The 20,195-nt window shown below is 69.3% G+C and carries 18 protein-coding genes and 1 tRNA gene; 9 read left to right on the top strand and 10 right to left on the bottom strand.

Features of this window, described 5'->3' with window-relative positions; translation table 11 throughout:
* Positions 1–22 precede the first annotated feature (22 nt).
* Positions 23–2,284 carry an excinuclease ABC subunit UvrB gene (gene uvrB, locus RMN86_RS09815; protein ID WP_405041339.1) on the bottom strand — a complete coding sequence of 754 codons (2,262 nt, stop codon included), beginning with the start codon at positions 2,282–2,284 and terminating at the stop codon, positions 23–25.
* Between the two features lie 266 nt (positions 2,285–2,550).
* On the opposite strand from uvrB, the gene RMN86_RS09810 reads away from it, so the two are divergent.
* The gene (locus RMN86_RS09810) at positions 2,551–2,991 is read left to right on the top strand and encodes a hypothetical protein (RefSeq protein ID WP_309605659.1); all 441 of its coding nucleotides are present in this window, start codon (positions 2,551–2,553) and stop codon (positions 2,989–2,991) included.
* 41 nt (positions 2,992–3,032) lie between these two features.
* Positions 3,033–3,896 carry a 50S ribosomal protein L11 methyltransferase gene (locus RMN86_RS09805; RefSeq protein ID WP_309605658.1) on the top strand — a complete coding sequence of 288 codons (864 nt, stop codon included), beginning with the start codon at positions 3,033–3,035 and terminating at the stop codon, positions 3,894–3,896.
* Here the strand turns inward: RMN86_RS09805 and RMN86_RS09800 are convergent.
* Complete coding sequence (locus RMN86_RS09800; RefSeq protein WP_309605657.1) at positions 3,893–4,237, bottom strand: GIY-YIG nuclease family protein; 345 nt, start codon at positions 4,235–4,237, stop codon at positions 3,893–3,895. The genes RMN86_RS09805 and RMN86_RS09800 overlap by 4 nt on opposite strands.
* A 30-nt stretch (positions 4,238–4,267) precedes the next feature.
* Positions 4,268–4,840 (bottom strand): GNAT family N-acetyltransferase, encoded by a 573-nt coding sequence (locus RMN86_RS09795; RefSeq protein WP_309605656.1) that lies wholly within the window; start codon positions 4,838–4,840, stop codon positions 4,268–4,270.
* A 256-nt stretch (positions 4,841–5,096) separates the two neighbouring features.
* Between RMN86_RS09795 and RMN86_RS09790 the strand changes: the two genes are divergently transcribed.
* The 3 genes from RMN86_RS09790 (at position 5,097) to RMN86_RS09780 (ending at position 10,767) form a co-directional block, all read left to right on the top strand.
* On the top strand, positions 5,097–6,911 hold the full coding sequence (locus RMN86_RS09790; RefSeq protein WP_309605655.1) for an aminopeptidase P family protein: 1,815 nt from the start codon (positions 5,097–5,099) through the stop codon (positions 6,909–6,911).
* Positions 6,912–7,123: 212 nt separating this feature from the next.
* Positions 7,124–9,616 carry a TonB-dependent receptor gene (locus RMN86_RS09785; RefSeq protein WP_309605654.1) on the top strand — a complete coding sequence of 831 codons (2,493 nt, stop codon included), beginning with the start codon at positions 7,124–7,126 and terminating at the stop codon, positions 9,614–9,616.
* 338 nt (positions 9,617–9,954) lie between these two features.
* On the top strand, positions 9,955–10,767 hold the full coding sequence (locus RMN86_RS09780; RefSeq protein ID WP_309605653.1) for a sulfite exporter TauE/SafE family protein: 813 nt from the start codon (positions 9,955–9,957) through the stop codon (positions 10,765–10,767).
* A gap of 81 nt (positions 10,768–10,848) precedes the next feature.
* On the opposite strand, the gene RMN86_RS09775 is transcribed toward RMN86_RS09780, so the two are convergent.
* Complete coding sequence (locus tag RMN86_RS09775; protein WP_309605652.1) at positions 10,849–11,274, bottom strand: PEPxxWA-CTERM sorting domain-containing protein; 426 nt, start codon at positions 11,272–11,274, stop codon at positions 10,849–10,851.
* Positions 11,275–11,522: 248 nt separating this feature from the next.
* Between RMN86_RS09775 and RMN86_RS09770 the strand changes: the two genes are divergently transcribed.
* On the top strand, positions 11,523–13,514 hold the full coding sequence (locus tag RMN86_RS09770) for an elongation factor G (protein ID WP_309605651.1): 1,992 nt from the start codon (positions 11,523–11,525) through the stop codon (positions 13,512–13,514).
* Here the strand turns inward: RMN86_RS09770 and RMN86_RS09765 are convergent.
* From RMN86_RS09765 to RMN86_RS09750, 4 genes are all read right to left on the bottom strand, one after another.
* Positions 13,504–14,973, bottom strand: coding sequence for an efflux transporter outer membrane subunit (locus RMN86_RS09765; protein WP_309605650.1), 1,470 nt, complete (start codon positions 14,971–14,973; stop codon positions 13,504–13,506). The two genes, RMN86_RS09770 and RMN86_RS09765, sit on opposite strands and share 11 nt — an antisense overlap.
* A gap of 43 nt (positions 14,974–15,016) precedes the next feature.
* Positions 15,017–15,478, bottom strand: a complete 462-nt coding sequence (locus RMN86_RS09760) for an HlyD family secretion protein (protein ID WP_309605669.1) — start codon at positions 15,476–15,478, stop codon at positions 15,017–15,019.
* A complete protein-coding gene (locus RMN86_RS09755; RefSeq protein WP_309605649.1) occupies positions 15,478–16,095 on the bottom strand; it encodes a biotin/lipoyl-binding protein in 618 nt (205 codons plus the stop codon). The genes RMN86_RS09760 and RMN86_RS09755 overlap by 1 nt, the downstream gene beginning before the upstream one ends.
* Positions 16,096–16,219: 124 nt before the next feature.
* The gene (locus tag RMN86_RS09750; RefSeq protein WP_309605648.1) at positions 16,220–16,843 is read right to left on the bottom strand and encodes a DUF2306 domain-containing protein; all 624 of its coding nucleotides are present in this window, start codon (positions 16,841–16,843) and stop codon (positions 16,220–16,222) included.
* A gap of 140 nt (positions 16,844–16,983) precedes the next feature.
* On the opposite strand from RMN86_RS09750, the gene RMN86_RS09745 reads away from it, so the two are divergent.
* Positions 16,984–17,739 carry a LytTR family DNA-binding domain-containing protein gene (locus tag RMN86_RS09745; RefSeq protein WP_309605647.1) on the top strand — a complete coding sequence of 252 codons (756 nt, stop codon included), beginning with the start codon at positions 16,984–16,986 and terminating at the stop codon, positions 17,737–17,739.
* Between the two features lie 156 nt (positions 17,740–17,895).
* Positions 17,896–18,087: a hypothetical protein gene (locus RMN86_RS18155; protein ID WP_405041338.1), complete on the top strand. Its 192-nt coding sequence runs from the start codon at positions 17,896–17,898 to the stop codon at positions 18,085–18,087.
* Here RMN86_RS18155 and RMN86_RS09740 read toward each other — a convergent pair.
* Both RMN86_RS09740 and RMN86_RS09735 read right to left on the bottom strand, forming a co-directional pair.
* Positions 18,058–18,133 (bottom strand) — tRNA-Ala (locus RMN86_RS09740). The two genes, RMN86_RS18155 and RMN86_RS09740, sit on opposite strands and share 30 nt — an antisense overlap.
* Positions 18,134–18,267: 134 nt before the next feature.
* Positions 18,268–18,723, bottom strand: a complete 456-nt coding sequence (locus RMN86_RS09735; protein ID WP_309605646.1) for a TIGR02300 family protein — start codon at positions 18,721–18,723, stop codon at positions 18,268–18,270.
* Between the two features lie 144 nt (positions 18,724–18,867).
* Here RMN86_RS09735 and aroA point away from each other — a divergent pair, with 144 nt between their 5' ends.
* Complete coding sequence (aroA, locus tag RMN86_RS09730; RefSeq protein WP_405041341.1) at positions 18,868–20,193, top strand: 3-phosphoshikimate 1-carboxyvinyltransferase; 1,326 nt, start codon at positions 18,868–18,870, stop codon at positions 20,191–20,193.
* The last annotated feature ends 2 nt before the right edge of the window (positions 20,194–20,195 follow it).

The raw sequence follows: 20,195 nt of genomic DNA, 5'->3' as shown, positions 1-20,195 counted from the left end.
CGGAGCCCCCCCAAGGCTGGCCTCAGCGGCGGGCCTTGCGGAACCGCTCGGCCGCCTCGGCGCGGGCCTCGGCCTTGACCCGCTTGACCGCGCCACGGTCGACCTCCTCGCCCGGGGCGGTGAGCACGTCGTTGGCGAACTCCAGGTCGAGCATCTTCAGCCGCTTGATCTCGTCGCGCAGCCGCGCGGCGGTCTCGAACTCCAGGTTTGAGGCGGCCTCGCGCATCCGGGATTCCAGGTCGCGCAGGGTGGCCTTGAAGTTGTCGCCCAGGAACGGCTTGGAGCCGTCCTCCGCTACGCCCACCGGGACCGTGACCCTGTCCTTCTCGTAGGGGCTCGCCAGGATGTCCTTGATGCGGCTCTTGATGCTGGCCGGCGTAATGCCGTGCTCGGCGTTGTATTCTTCCTGCTTCTCGCGCCGGCGCTGGGTCTCGGCCATGGCCCGTTCCATCGAGCCGGTGATGTGGTCGGCATAGAGGATCACCCGGCCGTCGACGTTGCGGGCGGCGCGGCCGATGGTCTGGATCAGGCTGGTCTCCGAGCGCAGGAAACCTTCCTTGTCGGCGTCGAGGATGGCCACCAATCCGCATTCGGGGATGTCCAGGCCCTCGCGCAGCAGGTTGATGCCGACCAGGGCGTCGAAGGCTCCCAGCCGCAGGTCGCGGATGATCTCGATCCGCTCCAGGGTGTCGACGTCGGAGTGCAGGTAGCGGACCCTCAGGCCTTGCTCGTGCATATATTCGGTGAGGTCCTCGGCCATCTTCTTGGTCAGCACGGTGATCAGGCTGCGATAGCCCTGGGCGGCGACCTGACGCACCTGGTCGATCACGTCATCCACCTGGCTGAAGGCGACCCCGTTCTCGGTCTTGCTCACCGGCTTGATCTCCACCGGCGGGTCAATCAGGCCGGTGGGGCGGATCACCTGCTCGGTGAACACACCGCCGGTGCGCTCCATCTCCCACGGCCCGGGAGTGGCCGAGACGTGGACGGTGTCGGGCCGCATGGCCTCCCACTCCTCGAACTTCAGCGGCCGGTTGTCGATCGCCGACGGGAGCCGGAAGCCATATTCGGCCAGGGTGAACTTGCGCCGATAGTCGCCGCGGTACATGCCCCCGATCTGCGGCACGGTCTGGTGGCTTTCATCCACGAACAGCAGGGCGTTTTCCGGGATGTATTCGAAGAACGTCGGCGGCGGCTCGCCCTCGCGGCGCCCGGTCAGATACCGGCTGTAGTTCTCGATCCCGGCGCAGGACCCGGTCGCCTGGATCATCTCCATGTCGAAGGTGGTCCGCTGTTCCAGCCGCTGGGCCTCGAGCAGCTTGCCGTTGGCGATCATCCAGTCGAGCCGTTCCTTCAGCTCGTCCTTGATCGACAGCACCGCCTGGTTGAGCGTCGGGCGTGGCGTCACATAGTGGCTGTTGGCGTAGATCTTGATCGCCTTGAGGTCGGCGGTCTTGCGCCCGGTCAGCGGGTCGAACTCGGTGATCGTCTCGATGGTGTCGCCGAACAGGCTGATCCGCCAGGCGCGGTCCTCATAGTGGGCGGGGAAGATCTCGATGGTGTCGCCGCGCCGGCGGAACGTGCCGCGCTCGAAGGCCTGGTCGTTGCGCTTGTATTGCTGGGCCACCAGGTCGCCCATCAGCTTCTTCTCGTCGAGCCGCTGGCCGGGCTCCAGCGTGAAGGTCATCGCCGTGTAGGTCTCGACCGAGCCGATGCCATAGATGCAGGACACCGACGCCACCACGATCACGTCGTCGCGTTCGAGGATCGCGCGGGTCGCGGAGTGGCGCATCCGGTCGATCTGCTCGTTGATCGATGAGTCCTTCTCGATGAAGGTGTCGGTGCGCGGGACGTAGGCCTCGGGCTGGTAGTAGTCGTAATAGGAGACGAAGAACTCCACCGCGTTCTCGGGAAAGAAGCTCTTGAATTCGCTGTAGAGCTGGGCGGCCAGCGTCTTGTTGGGCGCCAGGATCAGCGCCGGCCGCTGGGTCAGCTCGATGATCTTGGCCATGGTGAAGGTCTTGCCCGACCCGGTGACCCCCAGCAGCACCTGGTCGTGCTCGCGCGCGTTGACGCCGGCCACCAGTTCCGGGATCGCGGTCAGCTGGTCGCCGGCCGGCTCATAGTCGCTGACCAGCCGAAACGGCCGCCCGCCCTCCGACTTGGCCGGCCGGTCGGGGCGATGCGGCTTCCACAGCATCGGCGTCGAGCGCTCGTCATAGTCGAACGTCGCCGACATGTCGGAGACGCCTGGAGCGGCGACGGGAGCGGGAGAACGGGCCATGAACCGCAAGGTAGGTTTTCCGCCGCCTCGGCGCCAGCCCGGCGAGGTTCGCTGCTGCCAACGGGGTGGCCGCAGGGTGGCGGCCCGCGCCCCTGCCTCCCGCCCCGGTGCGGCCGACCGGGGGGAGGCCCCCATCGTCTTGGCGGAGGTTTGCCCATGCCGGGGTAAGTCTGGCGTCCGGGTTTTCACAAAGGACGCCGCATGCTGAACCAACTCCGCTCTCACGCGCTGTAGGCGCAGGGACGTTTCGCAGGGGGATCATCGGCATGCGCGTGGAGTTGGTCGGAGCTGGCATGGCGGTGGCTATCGGCATGATGCTGGGCGGGGCCATGCATCCGAACCTGGTCGCGGACGACCGGCCGTTGGGTCCGCAGATGCTGCTGGGCGCCGGGGCGACGCGGTCGCCTGGCCTTGGCGATACTGGTCTGGAGATGGCCAGCTATCCCGGCGCGCTGCCCACCTATGTCGTTGGGACAGACGCCTCAAAGCCGTTCGCCGTGTCACAGCCGCCCGGCGTGGCCGAGATCCGCCCCGCCGGGCAGAGCCAGCCCGAGCAAACCGTCGCGCTGACCCGGGTCGCCTACGGAGACCCCGCTCCGCCCGATCAAGACTATCCGTCGCTTGCCGGCGAACGGCCGCATCGCGCGGTCTCGGCGGCCGACGCCGGCGTGGACACCGACGACACGGCGGCCGCCGACCTCGGCTGAACCCCCTCGCCTTTCCGACCATCCCCCGCTAGAGGCGGGCGATGAGCGCCGACGCCGTCCAGATCATCGCCCGCGGACCCCGCGCCGTCGCCGAGGCCGCGGCGCTGACGATCGACGCCAGCCCCGACACCGAGGCGCTGACGTATTCCATCCTGGAAGAGGACGAGGACCGCGACGTCTGGCGCATCGACGCCTTCCCGACCACCACGGACGAACAGGCCGCGCTGCTGGCCATCCTCAGCGGTTTTCCCGCCCTGCGCACGCTCGTGGAGAAACTCGCCGACGCCGACTGGTTGGCGATGGCGCTGTCGGGCCTGCCGCCGGTCCGCGCTGGGCGGTTCTTCGTCTACGGCGCCCACGACAGAGGGCTGGCGCCGCCCAGCGCCGTCAACCTGCGGATCGAGGCGGGCGCAGCCTTCGGCACCGGCCACCATGGCACGACCGTCGGTTGCCTGCAGGCCTTCGACCAGTTGCTCAAGCGCCGCCGCTTCGCCCGCGTGCTGGACGTCGGCTGCGGCACCGGCGTGCTGGCCATCGCCGCGGCGCGCACAGGCGCCCGGGCCGCCGTCGGCACCGACATCGACGCGCCCTCGGTGCGTATCGCCAATGAGAACGCCAGGCTGAACCGCGCCCGCGCCCGGTTCGTCCACGCCAGCGGCCTGAACGACGCCCGCGTCCGCAAGTCCGCGCCCTACGATCTGGTGTTCGCCAACATCCTGGCCCCGCCGCTCGTGGCGCTGGCCCAGGACATCAAGGGCGCGCTGAAGCCCGGCGGCATCGCCATCCTGTCCGGCCTGCTGCGCACCCAGGAGCGGCGGGTGTTCGCCGCCTACGCCTCGCGCGGCTTTTCGATGCAGCGCCGCATCCACCGCGACGCCTGGGCGACGCTGGTGCTGCGCCGCTAACCGACGAGCTTCGGGGCGCCCAGGGTCTCGCGCCACTGCAGGTGGCGGGTCTTGAGGAAGGTGTCGCGGGCATAGACGGTCATCGCCTCGTCGGGCGCGGTCTCCAGCACCTCGAAGGCAAACGCCGCCTCGCCGTGCGCGGCCCAGGCGGCCCGCAGCGCCGGATTGGGGTGGCCGCCCTGGCGCAGGGCGAACCAGATGCTGTTTTGCTGCTGGTCCAGATTGCGCGAGGCCCCGACCCAGACCTGGCCGGTCACCGCGCAGCGCACCGCGAAGATCCCCAGCGCAACCTTGCGATCCTTGTAGTCGCGCACGACCTGGCGGCGGGTCTGCTTGTCCATGCAGTCTCGTAGGCCGCCAAGAGATCAATGTCAATTTTGTCCGGGTAAAATCCATTCGTCGGCGAGAATCGCGTAGAGGTAGCTGTCGCGCCAACCGTCGCGGGCGCGCTTGTCCTTTCGGAAATGCGCCTCGCGCCGCATGCCGAGTTTTTCCATCACGCCGTAGGATCCAGCGTTGCGGACATCGCACTCGGCCCAGATGCGGTGGAGACCCAGCACCTCGAAGCCGGCGCGCAACATCGCCCCAGCGGCCTCCGTGACCAGGCCCTGGCGCCAATAGGCGCTGGCGATGCTGTAGCCGATGTCGCCTGTGCGGGTGGCTTCGTCCTTGACGCCCAAGCGGATGGCGCCGATCACCTTGCCGTCTGCCAGATGCTGGATCGCCAGGTTCACGTCGGATCTTGGCCAACTCAGCTGGGCCTCCAGAGAGCGGCCGAGGAAGACCTTGGTTTCCTCCAGCGTGTTGGGCCCCCAGTCCATGTAGCGCACCACGGCATCTTCGGTCGCGTAGGCGTGGACATCATCGAAGTCGTCCGGGGTGAAGGCGCGCAGCAGCAATCGCTCGGTGCGGATGGGGAACCAGGGTTTCAGGTCTTCGCTCATGGTCGTCTCCTTTTCGGGGCTGGGTAAGCCGGCGGCAGGAGATGGCGTCATCATCGACCCTGCCGGTGCGGCGGGGTCGCGGTCTTCGTCAGCGTCTAGGCGTGGCTGATCGAACCCGGACCCCAGGTGGGACCGGACGAATTCAGGCAGGCTGGAGTCGCGCGGATGACCATGGTCCGGGCCGATACCGCAAACCCTGTTCGCCGACAAGTCTGAGCCCTTGGCCCTGACCCCCCGAAGGGCTTACATCCCTCCCATGCGCCAGACCTTCGACGAATCCACCGACCGCTCCTTTGGGCCCCGCCACGTGCCGCTGATCCGCAAGGCCATGGCCGACCAGGGCCTGGACGGCTTCGTCGCCCCGCACGAGGACGAGCACCAGAACGAGTACCTGCCCGCCGCCAACGACCGGCTGGCCTGGGCCACGGGGTTCACCGGCTCGGCCGGCGCCGCGGTGATCCTCAAGGACAGGGCGGCGATCTTCGTCGACGGCCGCTACACCCTGCAGGTCCGCGACCAGGTGGACCAGGCGACCTTCGAGATCCGCGATCTGGTGGAGGGCGGTGTCCCGGCCTACCTGGAATCCGCCACCGCGCGCGGCCAGGTGATCGGCTATGACCCGCGGCTGCACAGCCCTGACGCGCTGGACCGGCTGAAGGCCGCCGTGGCGAAGGCCGGGGGTGAGCTCAAGCCCGTCAGCCCCAACCCACTGGACACCGCCTGGGGCCAGGCGCGCCCGGCCCAGCCCACCGCGCCTGTCGTGCCGCACCCGCTGCGATATGCCGGCGAGGAAAGCGCCGCCAAGCGTCACCGGATCGGCGAGAGCCTGGCGGCCCGCGGCGCGGACGCCGCGGGGCTAACCTCGCCCGCCTCCATCGCCTGGCTGTTCAACGTGCGCGGCGGCGACGTGATCCGCTCGCCGCTGCCGATCGCTCAGGCGATCCTGGGCGCCGACGGCTCGGCGCGGCTGTTCCTCGACCCCGCCAAGGTGACTCCCGAGTTGCCGGTCTGGCTCGGCAATGAGGTCCGGCTGGAAACCCCCGCCGACCTGCCCGCGGCGCTGAGCGAGCTTGCCGGCAAGCAGGTGCTGGTCGATCCCAGCCAGTCGTCATCCTGGTATTTCGAGGCGCTGCGCGCGGCGGGCACGTCGGTGCAGCGCGCCGAGGACCCTTGCGTCCTGCCCCGCGCCTGCAAGAACGCCGTCGAGATCGCGGGGACCCAGCGCGCCCACATCCGCGATGGCGCCGCCCTTACCCGCTTTCTGCACTGGGTGGCGACCGAGGGCCAGATCAACCCGCCCGACGAGATCGAGGCGGTCTCGCGGCTGGAAGGGTTCCGTGAGGAAACCGGCGCGCTCAAGGACCTGTCCTTCGACACCATCGCCGGCGCGGCGGCGAACGGCGCCATCGTCCACTACCGGCCGACCACGAGGCTCAACAAGCGAACCGAGGCGGGCTCGCTGCTGCTGGTGGATTCCGGCGCTCAGTACCTGGACGGCACCACCGACGTCACCCGCACCGTGGCCATCGGCGAGCCGTCGGCGGAGATGTGCGAACGTTTCACCCTGGTGCTCAAGGGCCATCTGGCGCTGGCCCGCGTGCGGTTTCCGGCCGGCACGACGGGCTCGGCGCTGGACGCCCTGGCGCGCATGGCGCTGTGGGCCCACGGCCTGGACTACGACCATGGCACGGGCCACGGCGTCGGCTCCTACCTTGGCGTCCACGAGGGCCCGCACCGGATCGCCAAGGCGCCCAACAGCGTGGCGCTGCGGCCCGGCATGATCGTCTCCAACGAGCCCGGCTACTACAAGGAAGGCGCCTACGGCATCCGCATCGAGACGCTGCAATTCGTCACCGGCCCGGCGACCCTCGAAGGCGGCGAGCGGCCGATGCTGGGCTTCGAGACCCTGACGCTGGCGCCCATCGACCGGCGGCTGGTGGTCAAGGCCTTGATGACGTCTGAAGAGGTCTGCCAGCTCGACGCCTATCATGCCCGCGTCCTGGCCACGGTGGGCCCGCTGGTCCCCGCCGAGGTGAGCGTCTGGCTGACCGAGGTCTGCGCCCCGATCTGAGACCGGGGCGGTCGACCCGCCATCTCGTGACTGCGGCAAATGCAGGCGCCGGCCTGACTGGAATCCACCCGAACGCCGAGGAATTGATCGTCGGCGTCGCGATCGCCCGCCCGCATCTGGACACCGCCCACGTGTCAGGCGCTGCTGACGGCAACAAGGAAATACGGGGTAGACGCATCATTGGGCCGCCAACAACAATGGGGGTCCTTAACGTGAGAAATCTATTCGTCGGCGCGAGCCTGATCGCGCTTTCCGTGTTTGCATCATCGGCGGCCATCGCCGCGGAAGCCGAAGCTTCCAGCGGCGTTTCCGAAGTCATCGTCACCGGCACCCGGGTAGTCGGCCTGAAGGCGGCCGACAGCGCAGCGCCCGTCCAGGTCGTCGGCTCCGACACCTTCAAGCGGATCGGCCAGCCGGACCTGATCCAGGGCCTGGCCCAGACCATCCCGTCCTTTACCGCCGAGGCGTTGGGCGGCGACACCGCCAACCTCACCCTGTCCGCGCGGCTGCGCGGCCTGAGCCCCAACGACACCCTGGTGCTGGTCAACGGCAAGCGACGCCACCCGACCGGCAACCTGCACGTCCTGGGCGGGCCCTACCAGGGCGCCGCCACCGCCGACATCAGCCTGATCCCGGTGGACTCCATCGACCACGTCGAGGTGCTGCAGGACGGGGCGGCCGCCCAGTACGGCACCGACGCCATCGCCGGCGTCGTCAACATCATCCTCAAGAAGGGCTCGAGCGGCGGCCAGATCGGCGCCACCGCCGGCCAGTACTACAAGGGCGACGGCGACACCGGCGCGATCTCGCTAAACATGGGCCTGCCCCTGGGGCCGATGGGTTTCATCAACCTGACCGGGGAGGCGCGCTTCCACGGTTTCAGCCGACGCGGCGGCGCCGACGCGCGGATCTCCAATGTCGACGGCAGCAAGCTGGCCGGCACGCCGACCGCTTGGACCGCAATCCCCGGCTATCCGAACCTCAACAACATCGTCGGCGACGCCCAGTCACAGATGGGCAACGTCGCGTTCAACGCCGGCTACGATTTCGGCGGGGTCGAGGCCTACAGCTTCGGCACCTACGGCTACCGCAAGGCCTCCGCATTCGAGAACTACCGGGTTCCTTCCAAGGTGATCGCCTCGACGGTGCTGGCGGTGCAGGGGACCTACACCAGCCCCGGTGAGCTGATCTTCGCGCCGCAGGGCTTCAACCCGCGGGAGGGCCTGGTCGAGACCGACTACGCGCTCACCGGCGGCCTTCGCGGTACGATAGCCGACTGGGCCTGGGACCTCTCCACCACCTACGGACGCGACAAGAACGACATCTCGACGCTCAACTCGGCCAACAAGGCCCTCTATATCGACACGCACTTCACCCCGACCCACTTCTACGACGGTTCGTTCATCACCACCCAGTGGACCACCAACCTTGACGTCTCGCGGGCGTTTGACGTCGGCATGGCGACGCCGCTCAACGTGGCCTTCGGGGCCGAGGAACGCGAGGACAGCTACGAGATCGTGCACGGCGACCCGGCCTCGATCTACAAGGAGGGACCACAGTCCTATCCCGGCTTCCAGCCGACCGACGCCGGCAAGCACACCCGGCACAACTACGCCGGCTACCTGGATGTCGCGGCCTCACCGGTAGAGAATCTGAAGCTGGACGCCGCGGTGCGCTTCGAGCATTTCAGCGACTTCGGCGACACCACCGTCGGCAAGCTGACCGCCCGCTATGACTTCAGCCCGATGTTCGCGGTCCGCGGCACCGTCGCCAACGGGTTCCGGGCTCCGACGCTCGCCGAGGAATACTACTCCGCCACCAACGTCTCGCCGACGGCGGCGGTTGTGCAGTTGCCGCCGAACTCCCCGTCCGCGGCGCTGCTGGGCTTCGCGCCGCTAAAGCCTGAGAAATCGACCAACTACAGCCTTGGCTTCGTGGCCCACCCGGCCGAAGGTCTGGCGATCACTGTCGACGCCTACCAGATCGACATCAGGAACCGGATCATCGGCAGCGGCCTCTACCTCGGTCTCGACGGGACCACGGTGGTGTCCCAGGCGGTGCTGGACGCGATCAAGGCGCACGGCAACATTCTCGATCCTACGGTCACCTTTGTCGGCGTCAGCCTGTTCGCCAACAGCGTCGACACCCGCACCCGCGGCGTCGATCTGACCGTTACCTATTCATCGGACTTCGCCGAACTGGGCCATGTCGATTGGAGCCTCGCGGCCAACTACAACGACACCAAAGTCACCAAACAGGCCCCGCCCCCGGCGGCGCTCGCCAAGCAGGGCGCGCTGCTCTCGCCCACCGCGATCAGCGACCTGACAACCGCCGCGCCCAAGGAAAAGATCACCCTGGGCGCCCTGTGGTCGATGAGCAAGTGGAGTGTCAATCTACGCGAAACCGTCTATGGCGAATCTTCCGAGATCGTCAGCCCCGACGGCACCGGCGCCCCGCCCAATTTCACCAACAAGATCGGGGTCAAGGCGCTGACCGACCTGGACGTCGCCTACATGGTGACCGCGGCGGTGCGCGTCTCTCTCGGGGCCAACAATCTGTTCGACCAGAAGCCGCCGAACACCCTCCAGTTCCCACCCAACGGCGGCCTCTCGGACGGCAGCAACGTCTATGACGCCCCCTTGGGCTTTTCGCCCTTCGGCATCAACGGCGGCTACTACTACGCCAAGGTCGTGGTGACCTTCTGAGGTCGAGACGGTGTGCGCCCAAGCCTTGCCGGCCCGGCGCGCACCCGGCCATGGAAGGAAGCAGTTCGGCCTGCCTCCGGACAGGCGCCGGGCGGGCGGACTGAGCAAAAATTGAGCGGCGACGGCGCCGATATGCCCATTTCCGCCTGGCCCGGCGGGCTCACGCCTCACCCGGCCCGGCCACAGGGTAAGACCTGTGGGGTCCTGGCGTTCGGGCACCCTGGGATCGTGGACTGGGGCGAGGCCGTCCCCGGCGACAAGCGCCGCTTGAATGGGGCCACCAAGTCCGAGGTGGTGTCGGATCGGTCCGTATTTTTCGCGAGGTGTTCTGAGTGTTGGTGGCTGGGCTTACACCGCTGACGATCGCGCTTCTGGTGGCGATCCTCGCCGCCTCGGCGCTGATGAGCGGCCTTTCGGGGTTCGGCTTTTCCGCCATTGGCGCGTTCTGCCTGATCCTGTTGCCGCCGAAGCTCGGGGTGCCGCTGCTGATGACCCTGTCAGCGGCCAACCAGATCATGTCGCTGGGCCAGCTGAAAGCCGACATGCAGCCGATCCGCCATTGGTGGCCCGATGGGCCGGCGCCCTATCTGCTGGGCGGACTGGTGGGCGTGCCGGTGGGGCTGGCGATCCTCGGATCCCTGCCGACCGCCGACCTGATGCTGGTGTTCGGCGCCTTCCTGGTGATCTACGCCGGCTATTCCCTGCTGCGGCCGCATGGCGCGCGCGCGGCCGTGCACGGGGGCTGGATCGCCTCGTCGCTGGTAGGGATGTCAGGGGGCGTCATCGGCGGGTTCACCGCCTTTCCGGGCGCCGCCGTGGTGGTGTGGAACGGTCTGCGCCATGTCCCCAAGCGCGAGGCCCGGGCGATCGTGCAGCCCTACATCTTCGGCCTGCAGGTGCTGTCGATCGTGCTCCTGGCGCTGCAGCGGCCGGAGACCTTCGGACGGACCTATTGGCTGCTGCTGGCGATCACCATTCCCGTGGTGCTGCCCTGCACCCTGCTGGGGGTGCGGCTTTACAACTCGCTGTCCGACGTGAACTTCCGGCGGGTGACCTTCATCCTGCTGGGGATCTCGGGCCTGGGCCTGCTGATCAAGGCCGCCGACACCTATCCAGCCGTGGAGCATGCGGTGAAGATGGCGGGGCTCTGACCGCTCCGGCGCGCCGTCGATCACCTATGGAAAAGGCCCGCCCTCTCGGGCGAGCCCTTCGCGCGTCTGTCGCCTTGAGGCTCAGGCGGTCTGCAGCCGGGCGGCTTTGCGGCGGCGCGCCATGGCGCCGACCAGGCCGAGGCCGCCGATCATCATCGTCCAGGTCGCCGGCTCGGGAACGGCGCCGCCGGCGTCGGAGCGGAACTGCAGGGTGTAGTGGTCACCCGCCGTGGTGTTGAAATCGAACACCGTCTGATAGAGGCCGGTCTCGGTGATCGACGCGCCCCCATCGATAAACGCCACCGGCGCGCCCTCGACATCGGAAGTGAACAGCGGCTGGAAACGAGCGTCGCCCTTCTTGCCGATGAGGTGGTAGGTGTCGCTCAGCTTGCCGGTCGCGCCGAAGATGTTGAAGGCGACGTCGAAGTTGTCGGCCAGGAGGCCGAGATCCCAAAGGCCGTAGCCGAAAGTGTAGCTTTCCGGTCCGACGTTCACATGCTGGATCAAAGCGCGAGCTCATTGATTGCGCGCCCACGGGTTCGTGAGCAGACCCTGCTGAAAAAACCGGCTTAGCTGCCAGGGTCAGGGCGGCGCGAGCCCCTGCAACGGTCCGCGACCGCCCCAAACCCGCGCCATGGATGCGCGCGTCTTCCCGGCAAGGGCGTCCCTGGCGCCCAAGGTGATGGGAGAACGACATGCCTATCCAGGCAGTGGGGCCTACTCCGGCAGGAGGCCAATCCGCGGGGTCCGTGCGCGTGCTGGCGCTCGTGGGCCCCACAAGCAGCGGCAAGACCACCCTGATGGAAGCCCTTTTGCAGGTCACAGGCGCGGTGGATCGCCGCGTCGGCGGCGACAAGGTCGGCGACTCCAGTCCCGAGGCCCGCGCCCGCGGCCACTCGGTTGAGCTGAACCTGGCGGGCTTCGAGTTCATGGGTGACCGCTATTGCGTGGTGGACTGTCCCGGGTCCCTGGAATTCTGCGCGGATCTTGACGCCGCCTTGCCGGCGGTCGATCTGGCGGTGGTGGTGGCCGAGCCCGACGCCGCCAAGGCGGGCCTGTTACAGCCGACGCTGCGCGAGCTGGAACGGCTGGGCCTTCCACACGCGCTGTTCATCAACAAGATGGACCTGGCCCGCGGCGCCTTGTCGGACCTGCTCGCCGCCCTGGCCACGGTCAGCGCCGCGCCGCTGGTCGCTCGCCAGATTCCGACCTGGGAGGGCGAAAAGGTCAACGGCTTCATCGACCTGGCGCTGGAGCGCGCCTTTGTCTACCGGGCCAACGAGCCCTCGACCCAGGTGGAAATCCCCGGCGACCTGCGCGACGCCGAGGCCCAAGCGCGGTTTCACATGCTGGAACAGATGGCCGATTTCGATGACGACCTGCTGGAGCAGTTGCTGTCGGACGTGACCCCCAGCCGCGACGCGGTGTTCGCCGACCTGGTGCGGGAGATGAACGAAGGGCTGATCGTGCCGGTGTTCTTCGGCTCGGCGCAGAACGGCTTTGGCGTGCGCCGGCTGCTGAAGGCGTTGCGGCATGAGACCCCGCCGCCGGAGCGCGCGGCGGAACGCCTGGGGATCGAGACCGGCGCCTATGTGCTGAAGGCCGCCTACGCCGGCCAGTCGGGCAAGCTCGCCTACGCCCGCGTGTTCGGCAAACCCCTGGCGGACGGGGCGGAGTTCGTCTTGCCGGACGCCGAGCGCTGCCGCGCCGGCGGGCTCTCGGCGGTGCAGGGTGGCGTGCTGAGGAAGCTGGCGTCGGCCTCAATCGGAGCCGTCATCGCGATCGGCAAGGTCGAGGCGGCCCGCGCCGGCCAGATTCTGTCGACCACAAGCCAGCCTCAGGCGGTTCGCGCGGCGGCCGGAGCGCGCCGTCCGCTGTTCGCCGTGGCGCTGTCGGCGACCAACCGCAAGGACGATGTGCGCCTGTCGGCCGCGCTGGGCAAACTGATCGATGAGGATCCCGGCCTGCGCCTCACCCACGATCCCGAGGCCCACCAGATGATCCTGGCGGGCCAGGGCGAGGGCCACGTCCGCCTGGCGCTGGAGCGGCTGAAGCGGCGCTTCGGGGTGGAAATCGACACCGAGCAGCCAAAGACCCCCTATCGCGAGACCATCCAGCGGGCCGCGACCCAGCGGTCACGGCACAAGAAGCAGTCGGGCGGCCATGGCCAGTTCGCCGACGTGACGGTGGAGATCCGGCCGCTGCCCCGCGGTTCCGGCTTCGTGTTCAGCCAGAGGGTGGTCGGTGGCTCGGTGCCCAAGCACTGGATCCCGGCCGTCGAGCAGGGCGTCCGCGACGGGCTGGAGAAAGGGCAACTCGGTTTTCCGGTCACCGACCTGGAAGTGATCCTGGTCGAGGGCCAGACCCACAGCGTCGATTCATCGGAGATGGCCTTCCGCCTGGCCGGGCGACTGGCGATGGACGAGGGCCTGCCCGGTTGCGGCGCGATCCTGCTGGAGCCGATCGAAAAGCTGACGGTCTATTCGCCGTCGCCCAGCGCCTCGAACGTCACCTCCGCGCTCACCGCCCGGCGCGGCCAGATCCTGGGTCTGGCGCCGCGCGAGGACTGGCGCGGCTGGGAGCGGATTGAGGCCTATCTGCCGCAATCCGAACGACTGGGCCTGATCGCCGAACTGCGCGGCCTGACCCAGGGCCTGGGCGCCTTTGAAGCCGACTTCGATCACATGGCCGAGCTGTCCGGGCGCCTGGCCGCCGAGGCCAGCGCGGGATCGGGCGTCAGGACCTAGGCGCCGGCGCCGGGCGCCAATCGGCGGCGGTGGCGGCGTAGAGTTCGACCAGGTCGCTCATCCGTCGGCCCTGCGCTTCGACGAGCGCCCGCTTGGCGCGGCTCAGCGTGCGCTGCCCCTGTACGACATCGAGCCGCGCGCCGCCGCCCAGGCGATATGCGGTCTGGGCGTCGTGCGCGCCAGCTTCGGCAGCGGCGTTGACCTTGGTCAGGAAGTCGACGGCAAGCTGGTCGCTGCCCAGGTTCGACAGCACGTCGGCCACCTGGACGAAAGCGGACAGCACGGTCTGCCGATAGCGCGCCATGGCCGCCCGAGCCTCGCCTTCCGCCGCCGCGCGCCGGGCCTTCAGCGTCCCCCCGTCGAACAGCGGTGCGGCAGCCCCGGCCATCAGGGTCCAGCCGCTCGCCGAATAGCCGAACAACGTCTCTGGCCTGATCGCGCCCTGGGTCAGCGACGCCGAGAGCCGGATGTCCGGATACTGGTCGGCGATCGCCACCCCCACCGCAGCGGTCGCGGCATGCAGATCGGCCTCGGCGGCCAGGATGTCGGGGCGTTGTCGCACGAGGACCGACGGAAGGCTCAGCGGCATCGCCGCCGGCGCGGTCAGCGCGGCAAGGTCGAAATCGGGCGCGGTCCACTCGGCGGGCGATTTGCCAGCCAGGAGCGCCATCCGGTGGCGTGCGGCGTCGAGCCCGCGTTGCAGCGGCGCCAACAGGGCCTCGTCCTCGGCCAGCTGAGCCACCCCTCCGGACAGCGCCGACCGCGGTCGCCCGCCGATCGCCTCGGCGGCCTGGATCATGGCGATCAGGGCTCGATCGCTGGCGACGATCTCGCGCACGGCGGCGATCTGCGCCCGCAGGCTCGCGATCCGCATCGCCTGCAGCGCGACCTCCCCGGTCAGGGACAGATAGGCCGCGTCGGCGCGCCGCGCGGCGGCCTGCGCCTCCGCCTGCCCACGCTCGGTCGCGCGTTTGCGCCGCCCGAACGGATCGAGGTCATAGCTCACCGTCCCGCCCACCGAGAACAGGTTGATCGTCGGGCTGGGAAAGCCGGTGAAGCCGAACGCCTGGGTGTTGATCCGTTCGCGCTGAGCGTCGGCCTTGGCGTCGGCCTGGATCAGCTCGGCGCCGCGCACGGCCCGCGCCTGCGCCCGGGCCCTGTCCAACGTCGCGCGCGCCTCGGCCAGCGTCGGGCTGTCCGCCAGGGCTTGGCGGATCGCGCCGTCCAGCTGTGGCGAGCCGAACGCCTGCCACCACGGCCCGGGGACGCGGGCTTGCGCCGTCAGCCGCAGGTCCGGCGCCTGGGGGTCGCCAGCCATGGCATAACCGACCGCCGCCGCGCCCGCGGGGCCTTGGGGAGGCTTGAAGTCCGGACCGACCGTCGCACAGCCGCCCAGCATCAACGCCCAGGCGGCGACTCGGAGGCCGCGAAGCCGGGATCGGCAGGCGATGACGGGCATCGGCCGGACGTCTTGGCGGTCTGTGACCATGCCGCGAACGCGCCTAACCCGCGCCGCCGTGCGCGCGCACGTCGACCTTCACACTTGCCGAAAGGCCAGCGCGCGCGGCCATGCCGGGCGGCGGCCGGTCGAAGTCGATACGGACCGGCAGGCGCTGGACGACCTTGACCCAGTTGCCCGTGGCGTTCTGGGCCGGCAGGGCGGAGAACGCCTGGCCGGTGCCGGGCGAGAAGCTCGCCACCTTGCCGGTGATCTTCGCGTCCGGGTCGGCGTCGATCCGGATCGAGACCGGCTGGCCGACTTTCATGTGCGCCAGCTGGTCTTCCTTGAAATTCGCCTCAATCCACGGTCGGCCCGACAGCAGCCAGAACGCCGTCTGCGAGGCGTTGAGGTAGGTTCCCACCGGCATCTGCTCGACGCGGGTGACGACGCCGTCAGCAGGGGCGACCACCGTGGCGTAGGCGATGTTGAGCCGGGCCCGCTCCAGCTGGGCCTGGGCCTGCATCACGGCCGGCGCGCCGCCGGGACGCAGGTTTGGATCGCCGCCCAGACTGGCCAACGCCTGGGCGGCCTGCTGCTCGGCCACCGACAGCTGGGCGCGGGCCTGCTGGGCGGCGTGAGGGCTTCGTCCAGTTGCGCCTGCGAGGCGACGCCAGCGTCGGCGAGCTGGCGCTCGCGAGCGGCTTCGCGGGCGGCGTAGGCGACCGTTTCGCGGGCCGCCTGCACGGACGCCTGCTGCTGCCGATAGGCGGCGCGCAGGGCGCTCAGCCGCAGGCTGGCGTCGGCGACCTGGGCGGCGGCGGCCTCGGCGCTGGCCTGATAGTCCCGCGGGTCGAGCCGGAACAGCACCTGCCCCTTCGTAACCCGCTGGTTCTCGTGGACATAGATCTCGGTCACCCGTCCGCCGATCGAGGCCGAGACGGGCGCCTTGGCGATCTGCACATAAGCGTTGTCGGTGGCCTGGACGCGGCCGGACGTCAGTACGAAATAGGCTACCGTTCCCAGGACCAGCAGCGGCCCGCCAACGATCAGAGGCCAGCGCCAGCGGCGCATGAATCCCGGCCGCGGCGTCGGATCGACCTGTGGCGCGCTGCGGAGCGGGATGACTTCAGGTTCGCTCACGTCGCTTAAATCCCGCTCATGAATCCAAATCCGGGCCTCATAAGTGTTTTCGACGTGTTGACGCCCGAGCGCAACGTCTCGCGCGGCGACCGCGCGCGGCTCCGGCTCAGGACGACCGCGGGCCTCAGGCCCGCGCGGTCGTGGGTTTCCGAAAACCGGCGCGGCGCAGGTAGAGCTCCGCGACGATCAGGTTCGGGACCCAGGCCATCCACGAGACGATCCGATAGCCCTCGACGAAGGGGTAGCCGAGGATCGGGGCGATCGGCAGGTAGAGGCGCAAGGTCACCGCCGCGAAGGTCATGGCGAAGGAGCGGATCATCCAGCGCCGGTGCTCGACGATGCGGCGCGCCATGGCCAGGCGCAGCGCCTGGGCGGTGCACACGATCCAGGCGATGGCCAGCGTCCCGAAACCCAGCTGCGCCACCGGGCCGGCGCTCGTGCCCCAGGCCAGCAGCAGGCCCGCGCCGCCGGCGGCGAGGCAGGCGAACACATAGACCCGGCCCAGCGCGCGGTGCAGCCGTGGCCGCGCGGCCCGCAGTTTCGGTACGAACTGGATCGGCCCGAGGATTAACGCCACCGACGCCAGGCCCGCATGCAGCACCAGCCAGGGATGGCGCATCAGGTTCTTTGCCACGTCGGGCGGGATGGCGGGAATCTGCGGCAGCAGATAGCGCAGCGACCCGGCGCCGATGAACAGGCTGAAGGCGGCGAGTAACGCCCACAGTCCGGTCGATATCCTGCTGGTCATCTCGAAATTCCCCTGGCGACACCCCGAGGTCGCAGGCGGTTTCGAAGCGCGCCACCCCCAACCCGCGAACGGCGCAGTTTCTGCGCGAACGGATCATGGCAGAGTGTCGACGAATCCCTTGGAGCCTCCCGGGAGCCGCAATGGCCAGAGCTGTCGTGCCCGTCCTGCTTCGCCGCGTAGCCGCCGAGATGGCGCTGCTGACGGCGGTGGGCGTGTTCATGGCGCTGCTGGGGCCGTTCGGATCCGGCGCCAACCCGATGGGGGAACGGTTCGTCTACTGGCTGAGCCTGATCCTCGGCGGCGGGGTGTTCGGCGTTGCGATCGACGAGCTGCTCGGCCGCCGGCTTGCTGGGTTCTGGCGGCGCCTGGCGGTGGACAGCCTGCTGATGACCCCCGCCGTCACCGGCCTGGTCCAGCTCGTGGCGCATCTGATGTTCGGGGTCGGGACGCCGCTCCCCGCCCTCCCGGGGCTCGCCTTTCAGGTGCTGGTGGTGTGCATCGCCGTGATGGCGCTGCGCCAGCTGGCCTGGCGCGACTCCAAGGTGACGATTGTCGAGGTTCCCGCGGGCGAACCCGACACCGCGGCAGCCTTTCGCCAGCGCCTGTCGGCGCGGCGCCGCGAGGCCGTTCTGCTCGCGGTCCAGGCCGAGGACCACTACCTGCGGGTCCACACCGACGCCGGCGAGGACCTGATCACGCTGCGCTTCGCAGACGCCCTGGCGGAACTGGCCGCGACCCCGGGCTTCCGCACCCACCGGTCCTGGTGGGTGGCGGCTCCGGCGCTGGACGCCGTCCGCTGGCGTCGCGGGCGCGGCGAAGCGCGCCTCTCCTCAGGCCTGATGGTCCCGGTCAGCCGCAGCCATGCGGCCGCGCTCAAACAGGCCGGCTGGCGCTAGGTTGCCAGGCCAGGCTGTCGTCCATGTTTCGGAGGTCGGTCAGCAGGTCCGGACCGCGGCGACGCCCGCCTCGCCCTCGATCATGGCGGCCTCGCCAGTCGCATCATCGACCGCGTCAAAGATGGAGCGTTCCGGTTTCATCGAGGCCACGTCAGCATGCCAAATGCGGGTTCCCCAAATGCGGGTTCCCCAAATGCGGGTTCCCCAAATGCAGGTTCCCCAAATGCGGGTTCCCCAAATGCGGGTTCCCCAAATGCGGGTTCCCAAGACAGGGTCCCGGAAAAGGCGAAGGCCCGCCGGGTTACCGGCGGGCCTTCATGGTGGAGCTTAGCGGAGTCGAACCGCTGACCTATTGCATGCCATGCAATCGCTCTACCAGCTGAGCTAAAGCCCCAGAGTCTCAAACGCTCTCTGAGTTTCCCGGAAAACCGATCGGTCGGCCGGGAAGGCGCGGAACCTATTCAAACCGGCGCCCGCGATCAACCCGCCATTTGGGGTTTTTCGCGGCTGGCCGCAAACCACCGAGGGTCAGCGGTCGTCGACATCGCCCTCTTCGGGCAGGCCCTCGATCTCGGTTTCGTCGAATTCGTCCTCGTCGTCGTCCTCCAGGAACGGCACGTCGGCGTCGTCCTCCACCTCTTCCTCGTCGGTGAACTCGCCCAGATCCTCGGAGACGGCGGGGGCCGGTTCGGCCTCGTCGTCATCGTCGGCGGCCAGCACCGGGTCGTCGATCACCTCGTCGAGCTCGGGGGTGACGACGTCGTCCTCCTCCTCGGATTCGGCGTCGGCCTTGACCTGGTCTTCGCGCTCTTCCTCCGGCTCGGGCGTGATGGCGCGGGCGCGGACGCGGCGGTTGCGCACCGCCTCGTCAGGATCGAACTCGTTGGCGCATTTGGGGCAGTGGGCCGGGCGCTTGGTGAGGTCGTAGAACTTCGCTTGGCAGTTGGGGCAGACTTGCTTTGAGCCCAGCTCGGGATTGGCCAAAGGCGATGATCCTTAAGAATTTTGGGGCGGCGCCCGAAGGCGGGCTCACTTGCCACGCGAGGGGCCGACTGTCAAAAGCAAACCCCCCCTCCTGAACCCGCCAGCCTTGCGGAGGCTCGTTCCAGACAGATGACGGCGGCTCAGATGGGCGCCCAGATGCGGGCAAGCCGCGCCGGCCCGCTGATCGGGACCGTCCGCGCGCCGGGGGACAAATCCATTTCGCACCGCGCGCTCATCCTGGGCGCGCTGGCCCATGGGGTGACCGACGTCGAGGGCCTGCTCGAGGGCGACGACGTCAAGGCCACCGCCGCGGCCATGGCCGCCTTCGGCGCGGGCGTTGAGCGCCTGGGCGAGGGCCGCTGGCGGATCGAGGGCCGTGGCGCGCTGGCGGAGCCGACGGAGGTCATCGACTGCGGCAACGCCGGCACCGGGGTGCGGCTGATCATGGGGGCGGCGGCCGGGTTCGCGCTTTCCGCCACCTTCACCGGCGACGCCTCCCTGCGCGGCCGGCCGATGAACCGGGTGCTGAAACCCCTGGGCGAGATGGGCGCGAGCTGGATCTGCCGGGCCGGCGGGCGCCTGCCGCTGACGCTTGCGGGCGGAAACCTGCGGCGCATCGCCTATCGCCTGCCGGAGCCCTCGGCCCAGGTGAAGTCCGCCGTGCTGCTGGCCGGGCTGCGGGCCGACGGCGGCGTCGAGGTCATTGAGCCGGAGGCCACCCGCGACCACACCGAGCGGATGCTGCGGGCGTTCGGCGCGCGGGTGGAGGTGACCGACGAGGGGGCCGGACGCCGCATCGTGCTTGCGGGCGGCCAAACGCTGACCGGGACCGAGGTGCGGGTGCCGGGCGATCCGTCCTCGGCCGCCTTCCCGCTGGTGGCGGCGCTGATCACCCCCGGATCGGTGGTGACGGTCGAGGGCATGCTGCTCAACCCCTTGCGCATCGGCCTTTTGGACACGCTGGGCGAGATGGGCGCCGACCTTTCGGTGACCAACCTGCGCGAGGCGGGCGGCGAGACCATCGCCGACGTCACCGCCCGGTACTCCCAGCTGACCGGTGTCGAGACGCCGCCCGAGCGCGCGCCCTCGATGATCGACGAATATCCGATCCTGGCGGTGGCCGCGGCCTTCGCCCGGGGTCCCACCGTCATGCGCGGGATCGGCGAGATGCGGGTCAAGGAAAGCGACCGCATCGCCCTGATGGCCGCCGGCCTCGCCGCCTGTGGCGTGGGGGTCGAGGAAGGTGCGGACAGCCTGACGATCATGGGCGTCAGGGGCCGGGCAAATCATGGCGTCAGCGGCGGGGCGCGGGTCGCCACCCACGGCGACCACCGCATCGCCATGAGCCACCTGATCCTCGGCCTCGGCTCCGATGCGCCCGTGGCCGTCGATGAGCCGGGCATGATTGCCACCAGCTTCCCCGGCTTCCTGCCCCTGATGCGCGGCCTCGGCGGCGAGATCGAAGATTGAGG

Origin of the sequence: Phenylobacterium sp. (genome assembly GCF_031360265.1) — a bacterium.
Taxonomy (GTDB): Bacteria; Pseudomonadota; Alphaproteobacteria; order Caulobacterales; family Caulobacteraceae; genus Phenylobacterium.
The sequence above is the reverse complement of the archived record's forward strand: the minus strand, read 5'-3'. Positions and strand labels throughout refer to the sequence as shown.

Excerpts from the sequence above, each read along its gene's own strand:
- RMN86_RS09760 (WP_309605669.1), bottom strand. The coding sequence starts at position 15,478 with ATGCAGGCCCAGGCCCAGCTGGAGCGGGCCCGGCTCAACATCGCCTAC.
- RMN86_RS09750 (WP_309605648.1), bottom strand. The coding sequence starts at position 16,843 with ATGACCAGCAGGATATCGACCGGACTGTGGGCGTTACTCGCCGCCTTC.
- RMN86_RS09745 (WP_309605647.1), top strand. The coding sequence starts at position 16,984 with ATGGCCAGAGCTGTCGTGCCCGTCCTGCTTCGCCGCGTAGCCGCCGAG.
- RMN86_RS09765 (WP_309605650.1), bottom strand. The coding sequence starts at position 14,973 with ATGCCCGTCATCGCCTGCCGATCCCGGCTTCGCGGCCTCCGAGTCGCC.
- RMN86_RS09805 (WP_309605658.1), top strand. The coding sequence starts at position 3,033 with ATGAGCGCCGACGCCGTCCAGATCATCGCCCGCGGACCCCGCGCCGTC.
- aroA (WP_405041341.1), top strand. The coding sequence starts at position 18,868 with ATGGGCGCCCAGATGCGGGCAAGCCGCGCCGGCCCGCTGATCGGGACC.
- RMN86_RS09800 (WP_309605657.1), bottom strand. The coding sequence starts at position 4,237 with ATGGACAAGCAGACCCGCCGCCAGGTCGTGCGCGACTACAAGGATCGC.
- RMN86_RS18155 (WP_405041338.1), top strand. The coding sequence starts at position 17,896 with ATGCCAAATGCGGGTTCCCCAAATGCGGGTTCCCCAAATGCGGGTTCC.
- uvrB (WP_405041339.1), bottom strand. The coding sequence starts at position 2,284 with ATGGCCCGTTCTCCCGCTCCCGTCGCCGCTCCAGGCGTCTCCGACATG.
- RMN86_RS09790 (WP_309605655.1), top strand. The coding sequence starts at position 5,097 with ATGCGCCAGACCTTCGACGAATCCACCGACCGCTCCTTTGGGCCCCGC.
- RMN86_RS09810 (WP_309605659.1), top strand. The coding sequence starts at position 2,551 with ATGCGCGTGGAGTTGGTCGGAGCTGGCATGGCGGTGGCTATCGGCATG.
- RMN86_RS09795 (WP_309605656.1), bottom strand. The coding sequence starts at position 4,840 with ATGAGCGAAGACCTGAAACCCTGGTTCCCCATCCGCACCGAGCGATTG.